Origin of the sequence: Streptomyces niphimycinicus (assembly GCF_018883605.1) — a bacterium.
In the GTDB taxonomy this organism is placed as follows: domain Bacteria; phylum Actinomycetota; class Actinomycetes; order Streptomycetales; family Streptomycetaceae; genus Streptomyces; species Streptomyces niphimycinicus.
In genome coordinates this window covers 1-21053 of the sequence record NZ_JAHLEM010000172.1, presented here as the reverse complement: position 1 = coordinate 21053, position 21053 = coordinate 1, and the positions used below count along the sequence as shown (strand labels likewise).

Annotated in this window: 18 protein-coding genes and 3 pseudogenes; 18 read left to right on the top strand and 3 right to left on the bottom strand. The window is 71.7% G+C overall.

Annotated features, from left to right (window positions below; genetic code table 11):
- The 13 genes and pseudogenes from KN815_RS17030 to KN815_RS16975 all read left to right on the top strand — a co-directional run.
- Positions 1–208 (top strand): annotated as a pseudogene (locus KN815_RS17030) (ATP-binding protein); the annotation flags it as partial.
- Positions 208–657: a roadblock/LC7 domain-containing protein gene (locus tag KN815_RS17025; protein WP_216342783.1), complete on the top strand. Its 450-nt coding sequence runs from the start codon at positions 208–210 to the stop codon at positions 655–657. The pseudogene KN815_RS17030 and the gene KN815_RS17025, both read left to right, overlap by 1 nt.
- The gene (locus KN815_RS17020; RefSeq protein ID WP_216342782.1) at positions 654–1019 is read left to right on the top strand and encodes a DUF742 domain-containing protein; all 366 of its coding nucleotides are present in this window, start codon (positions 654–656) and stop codon (positions 1017–1019) included. The genes KN815_RS17025 and KN815_RS17020 overlap by 4 nt, the downstream gene beginning before the upstream one ends.
- A gap of 7 nt (positions 1020–1026) precedes the next feature.
- The gene (locus tag KN815_RS17015; RefSeq protein WP_372458379.1) at positions 1027–1737 is read left to right on the top strand and encodes a GTP-binding protein; all 711 of its coding nucleotides are present in this window, start codon (positions 1027–1029) and stop codon (positions 1735–1737) included.
- Positions 1734–3161 (top strand): cytochrome P450, encoded by a 1428-nt coding sequence (locus tag KN815_RS17010; RefSeq protein WP_216342781.1) that lies wholly within the window; start codon positions 1734–1736, stop codon positions 3159–3161. The genes KN815_RS17015 and KN815_RS17010 overlap by 4 nt, the downstream gene beginning before the upstream one ends.
- Positions 3158–4423 carry a cytochrome P450 family protein gene (locus tag KN815_RS17005; RefSeq protein ID WP_216342780.1) on the top strand — a complete coding sequence of 422 codons (1266 nt, stop codon included), beginning with the start codon at positions 3158–3160 and terminating at the stop codon, positions 4421–4423. Before KN815_RS17010 ends, KN815_RS17005 begins: the two co-directional genes overlap by 4 nt.
- Positions 4424–4504: 81 nt before the next feature.
- Positions 4505–5719 (top strand): annotated as a pseudogene (locus KN815_RS52165) (NAD(P)/FAD-dependent oxidoreductase); the annotation flags it as partial.
- 79 nt (positions 5720–5798) lie between these two features.
- Complete coding sequence (locus KN815_RS52160) at positions 5799–6101, top strand: hypothetical protein (protein ID WP_372458378.1); 303 nt, start codon at positions 5799–5801, stop codon at positions 6099–6101.
- A gap of 74 nt (positions 6102–6175) precedes the next feature.
- Positions 6176–8809, top strand: coding sequence for a nitrite reductase large subunit NirB (gene nirB / locus KN815_RS16995; RefSeq protein ID WP_216342778.1), 2634 nt, complete (start codon positions 6176–6178; stop codon positions 8807–8809).
- Complete coding sequence (gene nirD / locus KN815_RS16990) at positions 8806–9177, top strand: nitrite reductase small subunit NirD (protein WP_216342777.1); 372 nt, start codon at positions 8806–8808, stop codon at positions 9175–9177. Before nirB ends, nirD begins: the two co-directional genes overlap by 4 nt.
- A 218-nt stretch (positions 9178–9395) precedes the next feature.
- Positions 9396–10118: an AraC family transcriptional regulator gene (locus tag KN815_RS16985; RefSeq protein WP_253209029.1), complete on the top strand. Its 723-nt coding sequence runs from the start codon at positions 9396–9398 to the stop codon at positions 10116–10118.
- Between the two features lie 196 nt (positions 10119–10314).
- Entirely contained in the window at positions 10315–11487 is a 1173-nt protein-coding gene (locus KN815_RS16980; RefSeq protein ID WP_216342775.1) for a 4-hydroxybenzoate 3-monooxygenase, read from the top strand.
- A 292-nt stretch (positions 11488–11779) separates the two neighbouring features.
- Positions 11780–12823: a LacI family DNA-binding transcriptional regulator gene (locus tag KN815_RS16975; protein WP_216342774.1), complete on the top strand. Its 1044-nt coding sequence runs from the start codon at positions 11780–11782 to the stop codon at positions 12821–12823.
- 316 nt (positions 12824–13139) lie between these two features.
- On the opposite strand, the gene KN815_RS16970 is transcribed toward KN815_RS16975, so the two are convergent.
- A complete protein-coding gene (locus KN815_RS16970; protein WP_216342773.1) occupies positions 13140–15197 on the bottom strand; it encodes a hypothetical protein in 2058 nt (685 codons plus the stop codon).
- Between the two features lie 107 nt (positions 15198–15304).
- Here KN815_RS16970 and KN815_RS16965 point away from each other — a divergent pair, with 107 nt between their 5' ends.
- Positions 15305–16288, top strand: a complete 984-nt coding sequence (locus KN815_RS16965; protein WP_216342772.1) for an alpha/beta fold hydrolase — start codon at positions 15305–15307, stop codon at positions 16286–16288.
- A gap of 23 nt (positions 16289–16311) precedes the next feature.
- Positions 16312–17244, top strand: a complete 933-nt coding sequence (locus tag KN815_RS16960; protein ID WP_216342771.1) for an oxidoreductase — start codon at positions 16312–16314, stop codon at positions 17242–17244.
- A gap of 1 nt (position 17245) precedes the next feature.
- On the opposite strand, the gene KN815_RS16955 is transcribed toward KN815_RS16960, so the two are convergent.
- On the bottom strand, positions 17246–17662 hold the full coding sequence (locus tag KN815_RS16955; protein ID WP_216342770.1) for a hypothetical protein: 417 nt from the start codon (positions 17660–17662) through the stop codon (positions 17246–17248).
- A gap of 322 nt (positions 17663–17984) precedes the next feature.
- Entirely contained in the window at positions 17985–18257 is a 273-nt protein-coding gene (locus KN815_RS16950; protein ID WP_216342769.1) for a hypothetical protein, read from the bottom strand.
- A 77-nt stretch (positions 18258–18334) separates the two neighbouring features.
- Between KN815_RS16950 and KN815_RS16945 the strand changes: the two are divergent.
- The 3 genes and pseudogenes from KN815_RS16945 (at position 18335) to KN815_RS16935 (ending at position 20927) form a co-directional block, all read left to right on the top strand.
- Positions 18335–19082, top strand: a pseudogene (locus tag KN815_RS16945) (DUF6879 family protein).
- Positions 19083–19103: 21 nt separating this feature from the next.
- Positions 19104–19952 (top strand): helix-turn-helix domain-containing protein, encoded by an 849-nt coding sequence (locus tag KN815_RS16940; RefSeq protein WP_216342768.1) that lies wholly within the window; start codon positions 19104–19106, stop codon positions 19950–19952.
- A 138-nt stretch (positions 19953–20090) separates the two neighbouring features.
- Complete coding sequence (locus KN815_RS16935) at positions 20091–20927, top strand: putative protein N(5)-glutamine methyltransferase (protein ID WP_216342767.1); 837 nt, start codon at positions 20091–20093, stop codon at positions 20925–20927.
- Positions 20928–21053 lie beyond the last annotated feature (126 nt).

Sequence of the window (21053 nt, the reverse complement as noted above, 5' to 3'; positions counted from 1 at the left end):
CGCCGCGCCCACCTCGCGGGCCAGTGCCTCCTGGACGCCCGAGGCCGCCCGCGCCTCCATCACCAGCATCGTCTCCGGCACCCGCCGCGGACGGGTGGAAGCGGAGGCGGCGGACGGAGCCGGGGCCGGGGCCGGGGCCGGAGCCGGGGCCGTACCACTGACGGGGGAAAAGAGTCCGGACCGAGAAGACCGAGAAGGAGGCCGGTAGTGGCCGGAACCATATCCAAATTGCCCGATGTTGGATGGATGCTGCGTCCGCTGACGGGGATCCCCGGGGTGCGGCATGCCGTCGTCGTCTCGGAGGACGGTCTGCGCATGGGCCACGACTCCGCCGAGGGGCTGTCCGGCGAGGTGTCCCGGCTCGGTGTGGACGAGGCCGAGTCGCTGGCCGCCGCCTGTGCCGCGCTGACGGTGACCAGCCAGTCCACCGTGTCGCTGCTCTTCGGCGAGGAGGCGGGGGTGCGGCAACTGATGATCGAATCCGACAGCGGGTTCGTGCTGTTCACCTCGGCCGGTCAGGGCGCCTCGCTGGGAGTGGCCACCGACATCGAGACGGATGTCGGCCTGGTGGCCCAGCAGATGCAGTTACTGGTCGCGAAGATCGGTGCCCATCTGAGCAGTCAGCCGCGGGACCCGATGGGCCGCCCGGCGTCATGAGTTCGCCCGGCGAGGAACGCACAACGGCCGCGGTGCGCCCCTATGTGATCACACGGGGGCGCGCCGGTTCCTCACGGGATGCTCTGCCGCTGGAAACGCTCGTCATGGCGTCCGGGAGCGCGCTTGCCCCGGATTTACAGCCCGAGTACCGGCGGATCGCCGACCACTGCCAGGGGCTGCTGTCGGTGGCGGAGGTCGCCGCCCATCTCGGCCAGCCGCCGGCCGTGGTGCAGGTGCTGCTCGCGGATCTCATCGACTGGGGGCACATCGTGGCCCGTCCGCCGATCCGGGTGGTCAAGCGAAAACGTGCCGATTTGGACTTGCTGAGGAAGGTGCTCGATGGGCTTGAGAGCAAGCTCTGAGATCTCGATGGCCGGTACGGACGGCACAACGCGGAAGAACCCCCCGGCCCGCCAGGACGACGCGGACCGCACGACCCGCACAGACCACACCAACGAGACAGGCGAGACGGACGAGACGGGCGATACGGACGACATGGACGACACCCCCGTCATGTACGTGCAGTCCAGCGTGGCCGGGGCCGCCAAGATCCTGGTGGTCGGCCCGATGGGCGTCGGCAAGACCACGCTGATCGGCACGGTGTCGGAGATCAAGCCGCTCTCCACCGAGGCGACGATGAGCCAGGCCGGGGCCAGGCTGGACACCAAGGTGCGGCCGTCGAAGACCACGACCACCGTCGCGCTGGACTTCGGGCGGATCACGCTCGGCGGCGAGCTGGTGCTGTATCTCTTCGGCACCCCCGGCCAGCAGCGGTTCCTCCCCGCCTGGAAGGACCTGGCGCGCGGCGCGCTGGGCGCGCTCGCACTGGTCGACACCCGCGATCTGGAGGCGTCCTTCGACGCCATCGGGCATCTGGAGGACCTGGATGTGCCGTTCTCCGTCGCGGTCAACGCCTTCCCGGACAGCAAGCCGCACAGCGAGGACGATCTGCGCTCCGCGCTCGATCTGCTCCCGCACACCCCGCTGGTCATCTGTGACGCCCGGGAGCACCAGTCCTCGGTGCAGGCGCTGATCTCGCTCGTCTCGCATCTGATCGAGACGCTCACGGAGGCGTCATGACCGCCCCGGCCCCCACCCGGGTGCCGCTGTACGGAACCGCGCTCGACGGTCCGCTGACCGACCTGTACGAGCGGATGCGGCGCGACCACGGTCCGGTGGTCCCGGTGGAGATCGCGCCCCGGGTCGAGGCATGGCTGGTCATCGGCCACCGCGAGCTGCTCCATCTCACCCGCGACGAGCAGTACTTCTCCCATGACCCGCGCCGCTGGAGCCCGCTGCGCGAGGGCCGGGTGGCGGCCGACTCACCGCTGATGCCGCTGGTGGGCTGGCGCCCGGCGCTGCTGTTCGCCGACGGCGCGGCGCACCGCCGGATGCGCTCGGCGGTGGCCGACGCGCTGGGGCGGGTCAACGGCCATGAGCTGATCCGTACGGTGCGGGCCACCGCGGAGCGGCTGGTCGCCGGGTTCGCCGACCGGCATGCGGCGGATCTGGTGGAGAGCTACGCGCGTCTCCTGCCGCTCCAGGTCGTCACCGAACTGCTGGGGCTCGACGAGGAGAACGGCGCGCGGCTGGTCGAGACGCTCACCACGATCGTCGCCCCGACCGTGGCCGCCACCGGCGCCAACAAGCGGATGGGCCAGATCCTGCTGGAGCTGATCGCCGGGAAGAAGCGGCGGCCCGGCGCGGATCTGACGTCCTGGCTGCTGGAGCACCCCGTCGGGCTCAGCGACGAGGAGGTGCTGCACAACCTCGTGGTGATCATCGTCGCGGGGAACAACACCACCGTGAACTGGATCGCCTCCACGATCCAGATCCTGCTCACCGACCCCGCGTTCCGCTCCTCGCTGACCCACGGCCATCTCACCGTCGACGACGCCCTGGACCTGGTGCTGTGGCGCCAGCCGCCCACCCAGAACTTCCCCGGCCGCTACGCCACCCGCGATCTGCGCTTCGGCGGCCAGGACATCCGCGCCGGGGACATGCTCATCCTGGGCCTGGCGGGCGCCAACGCCGATCCGGAGGTGCTGCCCGAGGACGGCCGGCCGGTGGTCGGCAACCGCTCCTACCTCGCCTTCGGCGCGGGCCCGCACACCTGCCCGGCGCGCGACCCGGCCCGGCTGATCACCCGTACCGCGGTGGACACCCTGCGCCACCGGCTGCCCGATATGGAGATCGCGGTGCCGGAGGAGCAGCTTCCGTGGATCACCTCGCCGTGGTCCAAGGGGCTGGCCAAGCTGCCGGTGCGGTTCTCGGCGCCACAGCTCGCGGCCGACTCCGCGAGCGGGGCCTCCGGCTGCCCGGGCCGGGCCTCTGGCTCCCCGGGCCGGACTTCCGGCTCCCCGGCCCGGGCGGCCGATTCCCCGGCCTGGAACCCCGGCTCTCCGGCCCGGAACTCCGGCTCCCCGACTCCTCCGACCTCGCACTCCCCGGCTACGACCCCCGCCTCCCCGGCCCCCGACTCCCCCTCAGGAGAACGCAGATGACCGACGGCCGATGCCCCGTGTCGCACGCCGACCTCGCACCGCACCGCCTGGACCCCACCGGGGCACACCAGCACGCGGTCAACGAAGAGCTGCGCGCTCGCGGGGCCGCGGTCCCGGTTCTGCTGCCCGGTGACGTACCGGGGTACGCCGTCACCCGGCACGAGGAGGTGAAGGACTTCGTCACCCACCCCGACGTGGCCAAGAACGCCTGCCACTTCGCCGCCCTCCAGCGGGACGAGCTCCCGCCCGGCTGGCCGATGCGGACCTTCGCCACCATCCGGGGCATGATCACCGCGGACGGCGAGGACCACAAGCGGCTGCGGTCCCTGGTGACCCGGGCGTTCACCCCGCGCCGGGTGGAGGCGCTGCGCCCGGTGGTCCATGAGCTGACCGGCACACTGCTGGACCGGCTGGCCGGGGCCGCCGCCGCGGATCCGGACGGGGTGGCCGACCTGCGCCGCCACTTCGCGCTGCCGCTGCCGATGAGCGTGATCTGCCGACTCCTGGGCGTCGACGACCAGTACCAGGACCGGCTGCACGAGCTGTCCAACGAGATCGTCTCCACCCACACCGCCCCGGAGCGGGTCCCGGCCGCCAACCGCGAGATGGTCGCGATCCTCGGCCAGGTGGCGGCGGCCCGGGCGAAGGACCCCGGGGACGATCTGACCAGCGCGCTGATAGCGGCCCGTGAGGAGGACGGCGACCGGCTCGCCCAGGAGGAGCTGATCGGCACCCTGATGCTGACGATCATCGCCGGGCACGAGACCACGCTCAACCTGATCACCAACGCGGTACGGGCGCTGTGCAACCACCGCGACCAGCTCGACCTTGTCCGCTCCTCCGCCGCGACCTGGGGCGATGTGGTCGAGGAGACGCTGCGGTACGACGGCCCGGTGAGCTACTTCCCGTTCCGCTACCCCACCAGGGACCTCCCGGTCGGGGACATGGTCATCCCCAAGGGCGCGCCCGTGCTCGTCTCGTACACCGCCGCCGGGCGGGACGAGCGGGCGTACGGCCCGGACGCGGATCGCTTCGACGTCACCCGGGGCGCGCGGCATCTGTCCTTCGGCCACGGCGCCCACTTCTGCCTGGGCGCCCCGCTGGCCCGGATGGAGGCCGTGGTCGCCCTCGAAGCGCTCTTCACCCGCTTCCCCGACCTCGATCTGGCCGTCCCGGACGAGGAACTGGTCCCGCACCCCAGCTTCGTCGGCAACAGCCCGCAGCGGCTCCCCATCCGGCTCGGGGCGGCTCACAGCGCCTGAGCCGATGCGCTGAGGGCAGCGTTGCCTCCGGGAAACGGAGGTGATGCGGCCGAGTAACAGGCACCCCGCACGCTTCCTGGCATGGAGTCGAACAGGGAGCCGGGGAGCGGGAGCCCGCAGCGGCGGCGGGTGGTGATCGTCGGCGGCGGGATGGCGGGCACGAGGCTGGCGCAGCAGCTTGTCATGGGCGCGGGCGAGGTCCCCCTCGACGTCACGGTCATCGGCGAGGAGCCGCACCCCGCGTACAACCGGGTGCTGCTCGCCGAGGTCCTCGCCGGGCGGTACGCCCCGGAGGTCATCGCCCTCCCCGCCCCTGCCGCCGGGGCACCGGCCGGGGCCGGGGTGCGGCGGCTCACCGGGGTGCGGGTGGTCCGCGTCGACCGCCCCACGGCGGAGGTGCTGTGCGACGACGGCCGCCGCGTGCCGTACGACGCGCTGGTGCTGGCCACCGGCTCCAACCCGGTGCTGCCGCCGCTGCGCGGCCTGTTCGAACCGGACGCCCGCGACCTGCACGCCCTGCCGGACGGCGTCCACGCCTTCCGCACCATGGACGACTGCCTGGCCCTCGGCGCGGCCGTACGCCCCGGGACGCGGGCCGTCGTCATCGGCGGCGGACTCCTCGGCGTCTCCGCCGCCCGCGCACTGGCCCAGCGCGGCGCCCAGGTGGTCCTGGCGCACCAGGGCGAACACCTGATGGAACGCCAACTGGACCCGGGCGCGTCAGGACTGCTGCGACGGCATATGGCGGCGCTGGGCGTGGAGATCCACACCGAGTGCCGGGTCCGGGGCCTGCGTACCCGCGTCGCGGGGCCGGGGGGCGGCGGGCGGCCGGTGCGAACGGTTCAGGCCGTCGAACTGGCCGACGGATACGCCCTGGAGGCCGAACTGGTCGTGCTCGCGTGCGGGGTCCGGCCACGGGTCGGGCTGGCGCGGGCGGCCGGACTGGAGGTGGCACACGGCATCGTCGTCGACGACGAGCTGAGGACGAGCGACCCGCGCGTGTTCGCGATCGGCGACTGCGCGGAACACAACGGCATCGTCTACGGCCTGGTGGGCCCAGCCCATGAACAAGCGGACGTCCTGGCGCAGTTGCTATCCCCCACCCCGCCCCTCCCCGAAACAAGGGGACTCCGCCCCCCAGCCCCCCACCGGGGCTCCGCCCCGGACCCCGCTCCTCAATCGCCGGAGGGGCTGAATTTTCGCTACACGGGCACCCGCACCCTCACCCGCCTGACGCTCACTTCAACGTCCGGCTCCCTCGACCTCGCCGCCTTCGGCCCCCCCCCCCCCGCCCCTCCCCGAAACATGGGGACTCCGCCCCCCAGCCCCCCACCGGGGCTCCGCCCCGGACCCCGCTCCTCAATCGCCGGAGGGGCTGAATTTTCGCTACACGGGCACCCGCACCCTCACCCGCCTGACGCTCACTTCAACGTCCGGCTCCCTCGACCTCGCCGCCTTCGGCACCCCCACCCCCGCCCCCGGCGACGACGTCATCCACCTCACCGACGCCACCCGCAACACGTACCGCAAAGTCGTGGTCCGCGGCGACCGCCTCCTCGGCGGCATCCTTCTCGGCGATCTCGGCACCGTCGGCGCGCTCGCCCGTGCCTGGGAGGGCGATGAACCGCTCCCGGCCACCCCCCTGCTCCACCTGCTGACCAACGATGGAGGCTCCTGACGATGAGCGCACCGATCACGCCGAGCGCACCGATCACGCCGAGTGCACCGATCACGCCGAGTGCACCAACGACGATGACGAGCGCGCCCAAGGCCGCGCCCCCCGCCGCCCCCACCATCGTGCTGATCGGCCACGGAATGGTCGGCCAGCGGTTTCTCGAAGCGCTCGTCAGGCGGAACGTCACCGAGGCCGCCGCCCGCATCGTCGTGTTCTGCGAGGAGCCCCGGCCCGCCTACGACCGCGTCCAGTTGACCTCGTACTTCTCCGGCCGCACCCCCGCCGAACTCTCCCTCGTCGAGGACGGCTTCATGGCGCGGCACGGCATCGAGTTGCATCTCGGCGACCCGGCCGAGTCCATCGACCGCGCCGCCCGCACCGTGACCGCCCGCTCCGGGCTGACCGTGGCGTACGACACGCTCGTGCTGGCCACCGGCTCGTATCCGTTCGTCCCGCCCGTGCCCGGCAAGGACAGCGACGGCTGCTTCGTCTACCGCACCGTCGAGGATCTGCTCGCGATCGAGGCGTACGCCGAACACCGCACCACCGGTGTCGTCGTGGGCGGGGGGCTGCTGGGCCTGGAGGCGGCGGGGGCGCTGAAGGGGCTGGGGCTGACCACGCACATCGTGGAGTTCAACCCGCGGCTGATGGCCATCCAGGTGGACGAGGGCGGTGGCGCGGCGCTGCGCCGCACGGTCGAGGACATGGGGCTGATCGTGCACACCGGCGTCGGCGGTAAGGAGATCACGGCGGACGACGCGGGCGCGGTCACCGCCATGGCGCTCTCCGACGGCTCGTCCATCGACACCGACCTCGTCATCTTCTCGGCGGGCGTGCGCCCCCGCGATCAGCTCGCCCGTGACTGCGGTCTGGAGGTCGGCGAGCGCGGCGGGATCGCGGTGGACGAGCGCTGCCGCACCAGCGATCCGGCGGTGTACGCGATCGGCGAATGCGCGCTGGCCGCCGACGGCCGGGTGTACGGGCTGGTCGCGCCGGGCTATGAGATGGCCGAGGTCGCGGCCGACGCGATCGGCGCCGGTGAACCCGGTCCCGTCCGCGGGACCGGGTTCGGCGGTGCCGACACCTCCACCAAGCTCAAGCTCCTCGGCGTCGACGTGGCCAGCTTCGGCGACGCCCACGGCACCGCCGACGGCTGCCTGGACGTCGTCTACTCCGATTCCCGTACGGGCGTCTACAAGAAGCTGGTGGTCGGCGCCGACGGCGCCCTCCTCGGTGGGGTGCTGGTGGGCGACGCCGAGGCGTACGGCATGCTGCGCCCGCTCACCGGCTCCGTGCCGCCGGTCGCTCCCGAACAGCTCGTGCTCCCGGCGGGGCTGGGCGCGCCCGCCGCCCTCGGGCCGTCGGCGCTGCCGGACGAGGCGGTCGTCTGCAACTGCCACAACGTCACCAAGGGCGCGATCCGTTCGGCCGTCGCCGACCACCGCTGCACCACCGTCCCGGAGGTGAGGAAGTGCACCAAGGCGGGCACGGGTTGCGGCAGTTGCGTCAAGGCGCTCACCGCACTCGTCAACGATGAGCTGGAGGCGGGCGGGGTCAGCGTCGACAAGGGGCTGTGCGGCTGCTTCGCGTACACCCGCGCCGAGCTGTACGAGATCGTCCGCACCCTGCGCATCACCACCTACGCCCAGTTGCTGGACAGCCACGGCCGGGCCGAGGCCCGGCAGGGCGACGGCTGTGAGGTGTGCAAACCCGCCGTCGGCTCGATCATCGCCTCGCTGGCCCCGACCCTGGGCGCGAGCGGCTACGTCCTGGACGGCGAGCAGGCCGCGCTCCAGGACACCAACGACCACTTCCTGGCCAATCTCCAGCGCAATGGGTCGTATTCGATCGTGCCCCGGATCCCCGGCGGGGAGATCACCCCGGAGAAGCTGATCGTGATCGGCGAGGTGGCCCGGGACTTCGGGCTCTATACGAAGATCACCGGCGGTCAGCGGATCGACCTCTTCGGCGCCCGGGTGGACCAGCTTCCGCCGATCTGGGCGCGGCTGGTGGACGCCGGGTTCGAGTCGGGCCACGCGTACGGCAAGGCGCTGCGCACCGTGAAGTCGTGCGTGGGGCAGACCTGGTGCCGCTACGGCGTGCAGGACTCGGTCCGGATGGCCATCGATCTGGAGCTGCGCTACCGGGGACTGCGCTCACCGCACAAGCTGAAGTCGGCCGTCTCGGGGTGTGCCCGCGAATGCGCGGAGGCGCGCGGCAAGGACTTCGGCGTGATCGCCACCTCCACCGGCTGGAACCTCTACGTGGGCGGCAACGGCGGAGCCGATCCGCGCCACGCCGATCTGCTCGCCCAGGATCTGGACGACGAGAAGCTGATCCGGCTCATCGACCGGTTCCTGATGTTCTACATCCGCACCGCGGACCGTCTGGAACGCACCTCGGCCTGGCTGGAGCGGATCGAGGGCGGCCTGGACCATGTGCGCGATGTGGTGGTCGACGACTCGCTGGGGCTGTGCGCCGAGCTGGAGGCGATGATGGCCGGCCATGTGACCGGCTACCGCGACGAGTGGGCCGAGACCCTGGGCGACCCGGAACGGCTGCGCCGCTTCGTCTCCTTCGTCAACGCGCCCGACGCGCCGGACCCCACCGTGAAGTTCGTGCCCGAACGCGACCAGGTCAAGCCGGACCTGACCATCCTCTCCGGCCCCACCCTCCCCGTCCGTACTCTCGAAGGGACTGCCGGCCGATGACCATGGCACCCGAGCGGACCGCCGTCCGCGTGGAACTCCTCGTCGACCAGCGGTGGTTCGCGGTCTGCGAGCTGACCGACCTCACCCCGGGGCGCGGCGTGGCCGCCCTGCTGCCGGACGGCGCCCAGGTGGCGGTCTTTCTGGACCGGTCGGGCCGCGCGTACGCGATCGCCAACCGCGACCCGTTCACCGGGGCGTACGTCCTCTCCCGGGGGCTGCTGGGCTCGGCGGCCGGACGGCCGTTCGTCGCCTCCCCGCTGCTGAAGCAGCGCTTCGACCTGGAGACGGGACGATGCCTGGACGACGAGGGGGTCGCCGTCCAGGCGTATGTCACGCGCACGCGGGACGCGGCGGCGCGCGGCGCCTGAGGAGGGCTGCCATCGCCATCGGTCCCATCGGTCTCCGCCACGCGGCGCCGGCGTATCGGTGCTCATGAGGGTTGCTGTCCGACCCGCACCATCTCGCGCACCACCGGTAAACTGACGCCCGACGCCTGACACCTGACACCTGACACCTGATGCCGAAAAGCCGCCAGTCTTCGCCGGGGTCCTCGGAGCCGCAGGACGTGCCCAGCGGAGCCGGGTGGATGCCGCATGGCTACTCGATGGCCCCCCACACCCACGAGGCGGGTCAGCTCGTCTACGCAGCCGCCGGGACGCTGGCCACCACAACGGAGCACGGCACCTGGGTGGCCCCGGCCAACCGCGTGACGTGGACACCACCCGGCTTCGCCCACTCGCACCGCTTCTACGGCCGCACCGACGCACGCCTGCTGACCATTCCGGCCGAGCTGTGCGGCGAACTCCTCGACCACCCCAGCGTGTTCACTGTCGGTCCGCTGTTGCGCGAGGCCGTCCTGACCCTGACCGGCGACCGGCCCGAGTCGCGTCCCGGCGCCCACCGGCGGCTCCTCGCCGTGGTCATCGACGAGCTGTCCGACACCCCGGAGCAGTCCCTGCACCTGCCCGAAGCGGCCGATGACCGGCTCCGTGCGGTCACCGACCTCCTGCACGCCGACCCCGCCCGGCCCGCAACCCTGGCCGAGCTCGGACGCGTCGCCGGAGCCAGCGAGCGGACCCTGAGCCGACTGTTCCACAGCGAGCTCGGCATGAGCTTCCACCGATGGCGCACCATCTTGCGCATCCACCACGCGCTGGCCCACCTGACGGAGGGCACGTCGGTCACCGATACCGCGATGGCGTGCGGGTGGTCGAACCCGTCCAGCTTCATCGACGCCTTCAACGACGTCGTGGGCCAAACCCCGGGCAGCTACCAGGCGGACCTGCGCACCGGCCCTGCGGCGCGCTAGCGGCCAGGCCCCAAGGGGGCGCCGCACGCGGAGCCCACGATGTTGGCGGGTTTTCGGTATCACGTGTCCATTTGCCGGTTGGTGGCGCAGGCGTCGCGTTCCACAGTGGTGGCAGTGCGCCCCGCCACCAGGGCCGCACGGCCGTTCACACGCTGGTGCGTGCGGTCCCGTTTTCTGCAAGGAGTTTCGAGAAACCATGACCAAAACCGGCAAGGACACGACCGTCGTGATCGTAGGGGGCGGAGTCGCCGGCCTCGCACTGGGCCATTTCCTCTTGCGGAGAGGGGTCGGGTGCGTCGTCCTCGAAAAGCACACCCGTGAATACGTGGAGCGGCGCCAGAGGGCCGGGGCTCTCGATGCCGGCGGCGTGGGCGTGCTGAACGAGTGGGGGGTGGGCGAGGTTGTGGAGGGCCACAGCCACGGTGACTCCGACTCGGGTGTGCCGCTGCTGATCGATGGAGCAAAGCGGTGGTGGAGAATGGGCGATGACGACGAGGACGATGTCGACGGGGCGTTCTGCCCGCAGCAGATCCTCGTCCGCAACCTGATCAGGACTTTCCTGCGCGATGGCGGTGACCTGCGCTTTGGGGCGCAGGACGTATCGCTGCACGACATCGACACCGAGCAGCCGCTGGTTCGCTACCGGGAGCCCGACGGCTCGACGCGGACCCTCACGTGCGACTTCGTCGCCGGCGCTGACGGTTACCGTGGCGTCAGCAGGACGGCCATCCCCGAGGACGTCCTCACCTGTTCCAGCCATGAGTTCGGCTACGCCTGGCTGACTGTGATGACGGAGGTGCCGGCGGACCCCCTGGCCTTGCTGGCCGTGCACTCGCGCGGTTTCGCCGCGCAGATCACGCGAGGCCCGAGCGCGAGCCGTCTCTACCTCCAGTGCCCGCTCACCGACACCGTCGAGCAGTGGCCTGACGAGCGGATCTGGAGCGAACTGGGGGCGCGCTTCGGTGAGCCCGTGGAACGCACGGGCCCGATCACGAGCAAGCAGGTCGTGCCGCTGCGCGGAGTGGTGTTCAGCCCCATGGGCTACGGTCGGCTCTACCTTCTCGGGGACGCGGCCCACCTCATCTCTCCGATGAGCGCGGAAGGCATGAGCCTCGCCCTCCACGACGCCGATGTGCTCGCCCGCGCGGTCATTCAGCAGGTTGAGAAGAATGACCCGAGCCTGCTCGACAGCTACTCCGACACTTGTCTGAACCACACATGGCAGCGCCAGGCATCCGCGGTCCGGATGACCCAGACCATGCATGACTCCGGTGACGCCACCTACGAAGGAGAGTTCCGCAAGCAGATCGCCCGCAAGGAGTTGGAAACCATGTTGGAGCCGCTGGCGGAGCCTCACCCAGCCTCCTGAGCCGGCCGAGCACCGGGCACCTTCGCTCTCCTTGCCGGTAGTCGGGCAGCCTCTCCCCCCTCGTGGCTTCCCGTCGCAGCTCACAGCGGTGCCAGATGGGGAACGGAGTGGCTGCGCGATGGCGGCGGCCGCCGAACCCCCGGCGCTACGTAAGCTCAGGAGCTTATGGGGACGTCCCTCTCTCTCGTCTCTTCATGTCCGATCCGGTTTTCCGGAAGACTTCTGCAAGATTCCGAGGGTGCGCCCCGGAAAGTGCGAGGCGGGGGTGGGTCCCGTCAACCGAGGAGGCGGAATGGCTACGGAGAGCAGGGGCACCGAGGGCGGCGCCCGGCCCAAGGTGACGATCACGGCCATCGCGCAGGAGGCCGGGGTGTCGGTGCCCACGGTCTCCCGGGTGGTCAACGGCCGTTCGGATGTCTCGCCCGAGACCCGGGCCCGGGTCGAGGACCTGTTGCGCGTCCACGGCTACCGCCGCCGCCAGCGCGTGCCCGGCGATCGCGCCGCCCTGGTGGACCTGGTCTTCAACGACCTGGACAGCCCCTGGGCGGTGGAGATCATCCGTGGCGTGGAGGAGGTCGCCCACCAGGACGGGGTGGGCACGGTGGTCTCGGCGATCCACGGCCGCGCGGGCTCGGCCCGGCAGTGGCTGAAGAACCTGCGGGCCCGCGCCTCGGACGGGGTGATCCTGGTGACGTCCGTGCTGGAGCCGGTGGTCCACGAGGAGCTGCGGCGGCTGAACGTGCCGATCGTGGTCGTCGACCCGGCCGGCTCCCCCGCGCTCGACGCGCCCACCGTGGGGGCCACCAACTGGGCGGGCGGCATGGCCGCCACCGAACATCTGCTGAGCCTCGGCCACCGCCGGATCGGCCTGATCGCCGGTCCGCCTCGGCTGCTGTGCAGCCGCGCCCGGCTGGACGGCCACCGTGCGGCGCTGGAGGCGGCGGGCGTGCCGTTCGATCCCGCGCTGGTGGCGCAGGGCGACTTCTACCACGAGTCCGGTTTCCACGGCTGCGATCAGCTCATGGACGCCGACGCCCCGCCCACCGCCGTCTTCGCCTCCAGTGACCAGATGGCTCTGGGCGCGATCGAGGCTCTGCGGCGGCGGGGGCTGCGGGTTCCGGAGGATGTGAGCATTGTCGGCTTCGACGATCTGCCCGAGGTGCGGTGGTCGGCGCCGCCGTTGACGACGGTTCGCCAACCGCTCGCGGATATGGGGAAGTTGGCCGCTCGTACGGTGTTGCGGCAGGCGCGGGGGGAGGAGATCGAGTCGCCGAGGGTGGAGCTGGCTACGCAGTTGGTTGTGCGCGCCAGCACCGCTCCGCCTGCGGCGGGCTGATCCCCCACCCCACCCCTTCCCGAACCGGGGGCTGCGCCCCCGCCCCCGCCAGGGCTCCGCCCCGGAACCCGGTCCTCAATCGCCGGACGGGCTGGCCGACGTCATCCTGCCGCCCTTCGAGCTGGCGGTGCGGGACCGCCGACTCCGGCGTACAGCACACGGTCCCGCTGACGCTGACCGGACCCGAGCGCACGGTGGACCACCGGCGGCGGATGGTGTGCGAGGCGCGGGTGAAGTAGGGGCGGGTAAGGAGGCGGGGCGGGTGAAGTCGCGGACGGGGCGGAGCGGGTGAAGTCGCGGACGGGGCGGGGCCGGTTCAGACCGGCCCTTCCCCCTTCTCCACCAGCGCCCAGGCGTGGGCGAACAGTTCGGGCAGGGTGCGGCTGGGCAGCGGAAGCGGGTTCTCCAGCCGTCGGTTGTAGGAGCGCTCCACCCCGATCAGCTTCGCCTTCCACGCCTCCATGGGCTGGTACGGCTTCTTGGCGTGGATCCACTCGCCCGGCAGGAAGACCTGGCGGCCCGCCCGGGGGCGCTTGTCCTCGATGACCAGGCCGCGCCCGGTCAGCGCGGCGGCGGCCGCCTGGTGGCGGGCGGTTTTCCAGCCGTTCCAGGTGCGGACGTTCCGGTCGGTGGGGGCGGGCAGGGCCAGCAGTTGGAGGTAGAGCGCCGCCGCGTCCTCGTCCAGGCCGAGCGCATCGGCGACCCGCGCCACGAGGTCGGGCGCGGAGGCCGCCGGATTCGACTCGTACGCCCCGACCGGCAGCGGAGCGCTCTCGATCCGCTCGACGATGCGTGCGCGGGCCGGGCCGCGCAGCCACTCGACGAGGGGGAGATCCTCACGGCCGTAGCCGGATGTGGCCTCCGCCAGGGCCCTTGAGCGCTCGTCGTCGCCGTAGAACGCGGGGCGGAAGTACACACGGGGCGGGGATCGATCCCCCCGGCGGCTGACCGTGCCGTCCGTGATGACGGTGAGCCCGTCGTCGATGCTCGCGACGTCCAGCCGCTCCGGGCCCGCGTACGGCCGGAACCCGAACCGCGCCTGGAGATCGGCGACCGTGCGCCCGGAGCCGGCCGGGAATCCGGCGCGCAGCAGCAGCCCCGGGTGGTCCAGGCGCTTGAGGAGCAGCCGCACCAGGCCGGGCACGCCCTCGCGGACCGGGTCGCCGGCGGGGAGTTCGGCGTAGACCCAGGACAGGTGCGGCACGACGGAGCGCAGGCGGTCCTGGAACCTGATGATGTCCCACCGGGCGTCGGTGAGCAGCGGGCCGTGCTCGCTGTTCTTGAGCCAGGTGTCGAGGGGCGCGCCGAGCCCGGGTTCGGCGGCGGGCTGGGTGAACGCCGCGCAGAACTCGGCCGCCGATACGCGGAGCAGTCGCAGCTCGACCACCGCCTTGAGCGTGCGCTCGGGCACCACGGTCCGCCGTCCGCGCCGCGCCTGCCACGCCTCGGCGAGCCGCTCCGCCACGCCTCGCATCCCGTCCGGCTCCCATAGCTCGGCCGGGTCCTCGGGCAGCACGTCGGCCAGCAGCTCCAGCCGCTCCAGCGCGCTCAGCCGGGCCAGTTCGGACGCGCCGTCCTCGGCCTCGGCGACCTTCAGCCGCAGCGTCGCCCGCTCGTCGGCGTCCAGGAACGGGACGTACATCCGCTCCAGGAGCCCGGCGAGCGCGAGGGACGCGGCGGGGCGCCCCATGCCCGTACGCTCCCGCAGCAGGGTCACGGCCGCCTTGTCCCATGGCGCGGGCCCCCGCTCCCGCACCAGCGCCACCAGCCGCCGCAGTTGCTCCGGGCTCCCCCAGCCGCGCGGCACCTCCCGCGCCTCCTCGATCTCCCCCAGCCTCGGCGGCTCCGCGTCCCCCGTCCGCAGCTCGACGAAGCTGCGCCGCCCCTCACGGGGCCACCCCACGCCGACGGCCGCCCCGCGCTCGTCCCGCACGGCGGCCCGCGCGGTGACCACGATGCCGGTGCGCAGCCGTGCGTGCGGATCGGCGAACGGGCTCTCCGCCCACATCTCCAGCAGCGCCAGCAGCCGCTCGCGCCGCTCAGGGCGCGTGGACGCGACGGAGGCCCGGAGTGCCACGGCCCCGATCCGCCCGATGAACCGCAGCCACGACCCTTCCCCGGCGACCCCGGGCCCGTCCTCGCTCCCGCCCTCGCCCTCCCGCCGGCCCTCTCCCTGGCCTTCGGCTCCCTGGGGATCCCACGTCCCGGTCAGAAAGCCGCCGGTCCGCGCGATACAGGTCAGCGCCCCGGGCCGCCACATCCCCGTGCCGTCGATGAGCCCGCCCAGCGCGGGCACCACGCGCCGGTCATCCACAGCCGTCCACGCACCGGTCGCCATCGGACGTCCCCCGTCCTCCCCCGTCGAATACGCCATGGCAGATCATCGCTCATACGTCCGACAGAAGCCGCCACCGGTTCGGGCGACCCGCATCTGGCGAAACTCGCGTGCGCGGTGCCCTGACGGCGGCAAGGATCAGGGCCATGAGCTTGTACATCGATGATCCCGCACGGCTCGGCGAGGAACGGCTGTCCGACGGGCGGTCGCTGGGGTGGGCCGAGTGGGGCCCGCCGGACGGCTCACCCGTGGTGCTGTGCCCCGGTGCCGCCACGAGCCGGTGGCTCGGCTTCGGCGCGGCTACCGTCGAAGCGCTCGGGGTGCGGCTGGTCTCGGTGGACCGTCCCGGACTGGGCGTCTCGACCCCCGCGCCCGGCCGGAGCTTCTCGGACTTCGCCGACGACATCCGCCAACTCGCCGCGCTGCGCGGGCTGGGGTGCCCGGCCATGGTCGCGAATTCCCAGGGCGCGCCGTTCGCGCTCGTCTGTGCCGTGGAGGGCGTCGTCTCCGCGCTGGCCGTCGTCTCCGGGGCGGACGAGGTCGCGGCGCCGGAGTTCGCCACGCCGGAGTTCGCCACCGCCCTGCCTCCGGATCTGCGGGGCCTGGTCGACCGGACGGAGCGGGACCCGGCCGGCGCCGAGGAGTTCTTCGCGGGACTCGACGCCGAGGCGATGTCGGCCATGGTGATGGCCGGAAGCCCGGAGTGCGATCTGGCCGTATACCGGGAACCCGGTTTCGCGGCCGCCTACCGCCGCGCGTTGGCCGAGGGCTTCGCCCAGGGGGCGGCCGGTTACGCCCGCGACACGGTCCTGGCCATGGGGCGGTGGCCGTTCGAACTCACCGAGATCACCGTCCCAGTCGACCTCTGGTACGGCGAACGGGACACCGGCCACTCGCCGGACAACGGGGCGTTCCTGGCCACCCGCATCCCCGGCGCCCGCCGCCGCGTCGTCCCGGGGATCGGCGGCGCGGTGCTGTGGACCCACGCCGAGCCCATCCTCACGTCCCTCCTGAACAAGGCCGCACCCCGATCGGTGGCCAACCGGCCGGTGACCGACCAGCTCTCCGCCTCGCACCCTTGCGGCCGCGGCCCTAGGCTGTCGCCGGACACCGGGGCTACCGGCGCGTAGGGCACACCGCGAAGGAGCACGCGATGAAGGGCTGGACCGCGAGCGACATCCCCGATCAGACCGGCCGCACCGCCGTGGTGACCGGCGCCAACAGCGGCCTCGGCTTCATCACCGCCCGGGAGTTGGCACGGCGCGGCGCGCAGGTGGTGCTCGCCTGCCGCGACGAGGCGCGCGGGGCCGAGGCCGCGCAGCGGATCCGGGCGCAGGCGCCGGGCGCGTATGTGCGGGTCGCGCCGCTGGACCTCGCGGATCTGAAGTCCGTACGCACCTTCGCCGCCGAGTACCAGGGCGACCGGCTCGATCTGCTCATCAACAACGCGGGCGTGATGGCCCTCCCGCGCCGCCGCACCGCCGATGGCTTCGAGATGCAGTTCGGAGTCAACCACCTGGGGCACTTCGCGCTGACCGGCCTGCTGCTGCCGAAGCTGCTGGAGGCGGGCCCGGGGGCACGGGTGGTCAGCGTGTCCAGCTTTATGCACATGCTGGGGACGGTCGACCCACGCGACCTGAACATGGAGCGCGGCTACCGCCGTTGGACCGCCTACGCCCGCTCCAAGTCCGCCAATCTCCTCTTCATCCACGAACTCTCCCGCCGCCTCCGCGCGACAAACGCCCACCTGGTGGCAGCCGCCGCCCACCCCGGCTACGCCTCGACCAACCTCCAGACCGCCGCCCCAAAGCTGGAGGGCCGCCGGGCAACCGAGCGATTCATGGAAATCGGCAACCGCTACTTCGCCCAGAGCCCGGACCAGGGCGCCCTCCCCACCCTGTACGCGGCCACCGCCCCGGACGTCCGCCAGAACGACTTCTTCGGCCCCCCACTCCAGGGCCTCTGGCACGGCTCCCCCGTCCGCTCGACCCGCGCCAAGTGGACCCGCAGCGACCCGGCGGGCCGGGGCCTGTGGGCCGTGTCCGAGCGGCTGACGGGGGTGCGATACGAGGCGCTCACGAGCTGATTCACGGCGGCGGCTGCGGACAGCCGATCTCGGGGCGTAAGCAGTGGGGGCCGCAGGAGATCAGGCATACGGAGAGAAAACGCTGCCCGGTGAGATACCACCCTCCGACGACGTCCTCCCCGCCCGCCACCGCCTTGGCGGCGCTCTGGACCCTCGCGGACAGTGTCTCGGGCGCGCGGTCGTGGACGGAGGCGAAGGAGTCGGCGTATTCACGGGCCCGGGTGCCGAACCACTCGGCGGCTTGGGCGGGGTCGGTCCAGGTCCCCTGGATGAAGGTGGGGGGCTTGAGCAGCCAGTGGGCGAGTTCGAGAGGGACGACCTTGGCGCTCCTGAACTCGGGGTGGATGGGTCGTCTGGGGCCGTCCTTGAGAAGCTCGTGGCCCGAACCGAGCCAGGTGTAGCCGTGGTGGTGCCGCAATGTGCCGCCTTCACTGACCGAAGAGGGCAGCCCCCGCGATGGCCGGGACTGCCCTGCCTACCGGGGTTATCGACGGCCGCAGCCGTCACCGCCACCGCAGTCGCCGCCCGAAGGGGGCGACGGTGCGTCGGAGTCGGGCATGGTGTCGCCGTCCTCCGGGTCCTGCCGTAAGACGGCCTTGTGTCCTGCCAGCCGCATCGGGATGATCCCTTCTGTGCTGTCGGCACGGGGGCTCTCCTCGCGCCGTCGTGCACCTGCACCCGTTCCGGCTGGGCTCGACCTGCCAGGGCTCCGGTCCAGTCGGTACGGGGGTCTGCGCCGCCTATGCCGAGGCGGCCTTCTTCGTCCGCTCCTCCAGCCCGGCCCGCATCAGGACATCCGCGAGCCGGTTCGCGCTGTCGAGCGGGATGCGACCGAGGGCCACCAGCGGATAGCCGGACACCGTGAGCTCGCCCCGCAGGGTCGGCCAGTACAGCTCCCCGCCTTCGACGCCGTGCGGCACGTCCGGGGTGAAGCCGAGCCGCGCCAACGCCTGCCGCAGCAATTCGGCCACGGCCTGGACCTCGGCCGAATGTTCTTGATTGATCTCACGCAAGGTCACAGAAGACATACCGAGCGTGCCCAGAGTGCGGCATGCTCGTGGTGTCCAGATCAACAAGGAAGGACGTGATCATGGCGCGACGACTGCGCTTCAACGGCACGGGTTCTGGCGTTGGGGGCTGCCCCGCCGTGCACGAGGACTTGGACAGCGGAGAGATCATCATCCACGGAACACCGCTTACCGACCCCGAGGACGTTGCCCAGCTCCAACACCTTGGCGAGGGCGAGACGCCCATCGTGGTGCCCCGCGAACTGCTGGTCGACTTCGGCACCAAGGAGGTGACTCGCACGCCGCACCTCATCGACTTGGATGACTTCGGCAAGCTCTTCGAGAACTTCGAGCACACCGCCTGGCGGCTGGAGACCCGCCGCCGGTTCGCGAGTGATGAAACGGCGCCCGACTTCCAGGCGTTCGTCGAGACGGGCGAGGCTCCGCTGGACCTCTACCATCCGTTCTTCACCACGATCCGCAACCAAACCTCAGCAGGGCAAGCGGTGCGAGCGAGTGCGCATCGTGGACGATCCGCCCACGATCGGTCAGCGCTACCTCCTCTACAGCGCCAAGCGGAACTGCGAGATGGGAGAGGACATCCGCAACCTGTGGCGCGCGGACGCTGATCGGCTGCGGCTGCCCGCCGAGGACTTCTGGCTCTTCGACTCAAAGTTCGCCGCACTGCTCAACTTCGATGACGACGACAATCTGCTCGACGTCGAGCTGATCACCGAGCCGGTGGCGGTCAACCGCTATGTCCAGGTTCGGGATGCCGCATGGCACTACGCCGTCCGGTACGACACGTTCGCAGCAGGACTGACTACGTAGGTTGCAAGTACCGTGTGATCGGTGAGCACCGACTTTCAGCATGCACGGGCGGCGCTAGGAGCGAGGCTTCGGGAGCTGCGTGTGTCACGCACAGGAGGGCGGCTCACCGGTCCACAACTCGCCGAACGGCTGGGCTGGTCGCACTCCAAGATCTACAAGCTGGAGAACGGGCGCCAGACAGCGACAGCCGAGGATCTGCGCGCCTGGGCCACGGCAACCGACCAGCCGGAAGCCGCCGAGGAACTACTGGCCCGGCTGAGCGGTCTTGAGTCCCAGATCCGGTCGTGGCGCCGCCAACTGGCGGCCGGGCACAAGCCCGTTCAGGACACGATCAACGCCGAGCACCAGCGCTCGACCACACTGCGTGGCTGGGAAAACTGTCTCGTGGTGGGCATCCTTCAGACGCCCGACTACGCCCGCGCGGTCTTCACCCGGAACGCAGACCTGCACAAGTCTCCACGGGACACCGAGGCTGCGGTACGCGGTCGGCTACGGCGCCAGGAAGGGCTGTACGACTCGCGCAAGCGGTACCACATCCTCATGTGGGAGGGGGCGCTCCGCGCCCTCGTCTGCCCGCCGTCGGTGCTCGCAGCCCAGCTCGACCGGCTCATGAGCGTCGTCGGCCTGGACACGGTCGAGCTGGGCATCGTGCCCTTCGCCGCGCCTTTGAAGATCCAGCCCGCCAATGGATTCTGGGTCCACGACGAGCGGCTGGTGCTCGTCGAGGACTGGCATGCGGAACTCTGGATCAACGACGAGGACAGCATCGCCCTCTATCTGCGCGCCTGGAACACCCTCCGTGAATCCGCCGTTTTCGGGGCCGACGCCCAGCGCTTGATCAACGAGGCCCGGCGGGCGCTGATCGGGTAGTGTGGCCGTCGCCCGTACGCACCGAGGAGGTGAGACCCATCAATGCCAGTTCAGGCTGGGTGCTCTCGCCGCAGGGATACACGGGATAGCTGACTGCCGGGAGCGCCCTCGGGGATTCCGAAAGGCTTCCAGGCTTCCATGTCTGCTTCATCGGCTTCAGCAGCTTCATCTTCACTTGTCACCTTTCCTGCCGTCGTCTCCAGGCTCCGCGCCGCCGGGTGTGTGTTCGCCGAGGACGAGGCGCGGCTGATCCTCGCCACGGCTCACACCCCGGCCGGGCTCCTCGCCATGGTGGACCGGCGCGCTGCCGGGCTTCCGCTGGAGCATGTGCTCGGCTGGGCGGAGTTCCGGGGGCTTCGGATATCCGTCGATGCCGGGGTCTTCGTGCCGCGCCGGCGCACCGAGTTCCTGGTCGAGCAGGCCGAGGCGCTGGCCCGGCCCGGGGCCGTCGTGGTCGATCTGTGCTGTGGCTCGGGCGCGCTGGGTGCCGCGCTGGCCTCGACCCTGGGCGAGGTGGAGCTGTACGCGGCCGATATCGACCCCGTCGCGGTGGCCTGCGCGCGGCGCAACGTCGAGCCTGCGGGCGGCACGGTGTACGAGGGCGATCTCTACGAACCGCTGCCCGCAGCGCTGCGCGGCCGGGTCGATGTCCTGCTGGCCAACGTCCCGTATGTGCCGACCGAGGAGGTCGGGCTGCTGCCGCCGGAAGCCCGGGTACATGAGGCGCGGGTGGCGCTGGACGGTGGCGTGGACGGGCTCGACGTGCTGCGCCGGGTGACCGCCGAGGCGGGCCGATGGCTGGCCCCGGGCGGCTCGCTGCTGTTCGAGACGAGCGGGCGGCAGGCGGTCTCGGCCATGGACATCGTTGCCGGGGACGGGCTGGAGCCTCGGCCGGCCGAGTGCGGGGAGCTGGAGGCGACAGTGATCATCGGGACGAGGCCGCCGACGCCTCGGGGGATGCCCGACGCACCTTGACGCCTGAGGCGGGGAGCCCGCCCAGCCCCTCCGGCGTTTGAGGAGCGGGGGTCTGGGGCGCAGCCCGGGCGGGGACCTGGGGCGGGGACCTGGGGCGGGGACCTGGGGCACAGCCCCAGCGGGGGT

Bases quoted from the DNA above. Each gene is read 5' to 3' on its own strand.
- KN815_RS17010 (WP_216342781.1), top strand. From the start codon at position 1,734: ATGACCGCCCCGGCCCCCACCCGGGTGCCGCTGTACGGAACCGCGCTC.
- KN815_RS16965 (WP_216342772.1), top strand. From the start codon at position 15,305: ATGAGCTTGTACATCGATGATCCCGCACGGCTCGGCGAGGAACGGCTG.
- KN815_RS16935 (WP_216342767.1), top strand. From the start codon at position 20,091: ATGTCTGCTTCATCGGCTTCAGCAGCTTCATCTTCACTTGTCACCTTT.
- KN815_RS16980 (WP_216342775.1), top strand. From the start codon at position 10,315: ATGACCAAAACCGGCAAGGACACGACCGTCGTGATCGTAGGGGGCGGA.
- nirB (WP_216342778.1), top strand. From the start codon at position 6,176: ATGACGAGCGCGCCCAAGGCCGCGCCCCCCGCCGCCCCCACCATCGTG.
- nirD (WP_216342777.1), top strand. From the start codon at position 8,806: ATGACCATGGCACCCGAGCGGACCGCCGTCCGCGTGGAACTCCTCGTC.
- KN815_RS16985 (WP_253209029.1), top strand. From the start codon at position 9,396: ATGCCGCATGGCTACTCGATGGCCCCCCACACCCACGAGGCGGGTCAG.
- KN815_RS17005 (WP_216342780.1), top strand. From the start codon at position 3,158: ATGACCGACGGCCGATGCCCCGTGTCGCACGCCGACCTCGCACCGCAC.
- KN815_RS16960 (WP_216342771.1), top strand. From the start codon at position 16,312: ATGAAGGGCTGGACCGCGAGCGACATCCCCGATCAGACCGGCCGCACC.
- KN815_RS16975 (WP_216342774.1), top strand. From the start codon at position 11,780: ATGGCTACGGAGAGCAGGGGCACCGAGGGCGGCGCCCGGCCCAAGGTG.
- KN815_RS17020 (WP_216342782.1), top strand. From the start codon at position 654: ATGAGTTCGCCCGGCGAGGAACGCACAACGGCCGCGGTGCGCCCCTAT.
- KN815_RS16970 (WP_216342773.1), bottom strand. From the start codon at position 15,197: ATGGCGTATTCGACGGGGGAGGACGGGGGACGTCCGATGGCGACCGGT.
- KN815_RS17015 (WP_372458379.1), top strand. From the start codon at position 1,027: ATGGCCGGTACGGACGGCACAACGCGGAAGAACCCCCCGGCCCGCCAG.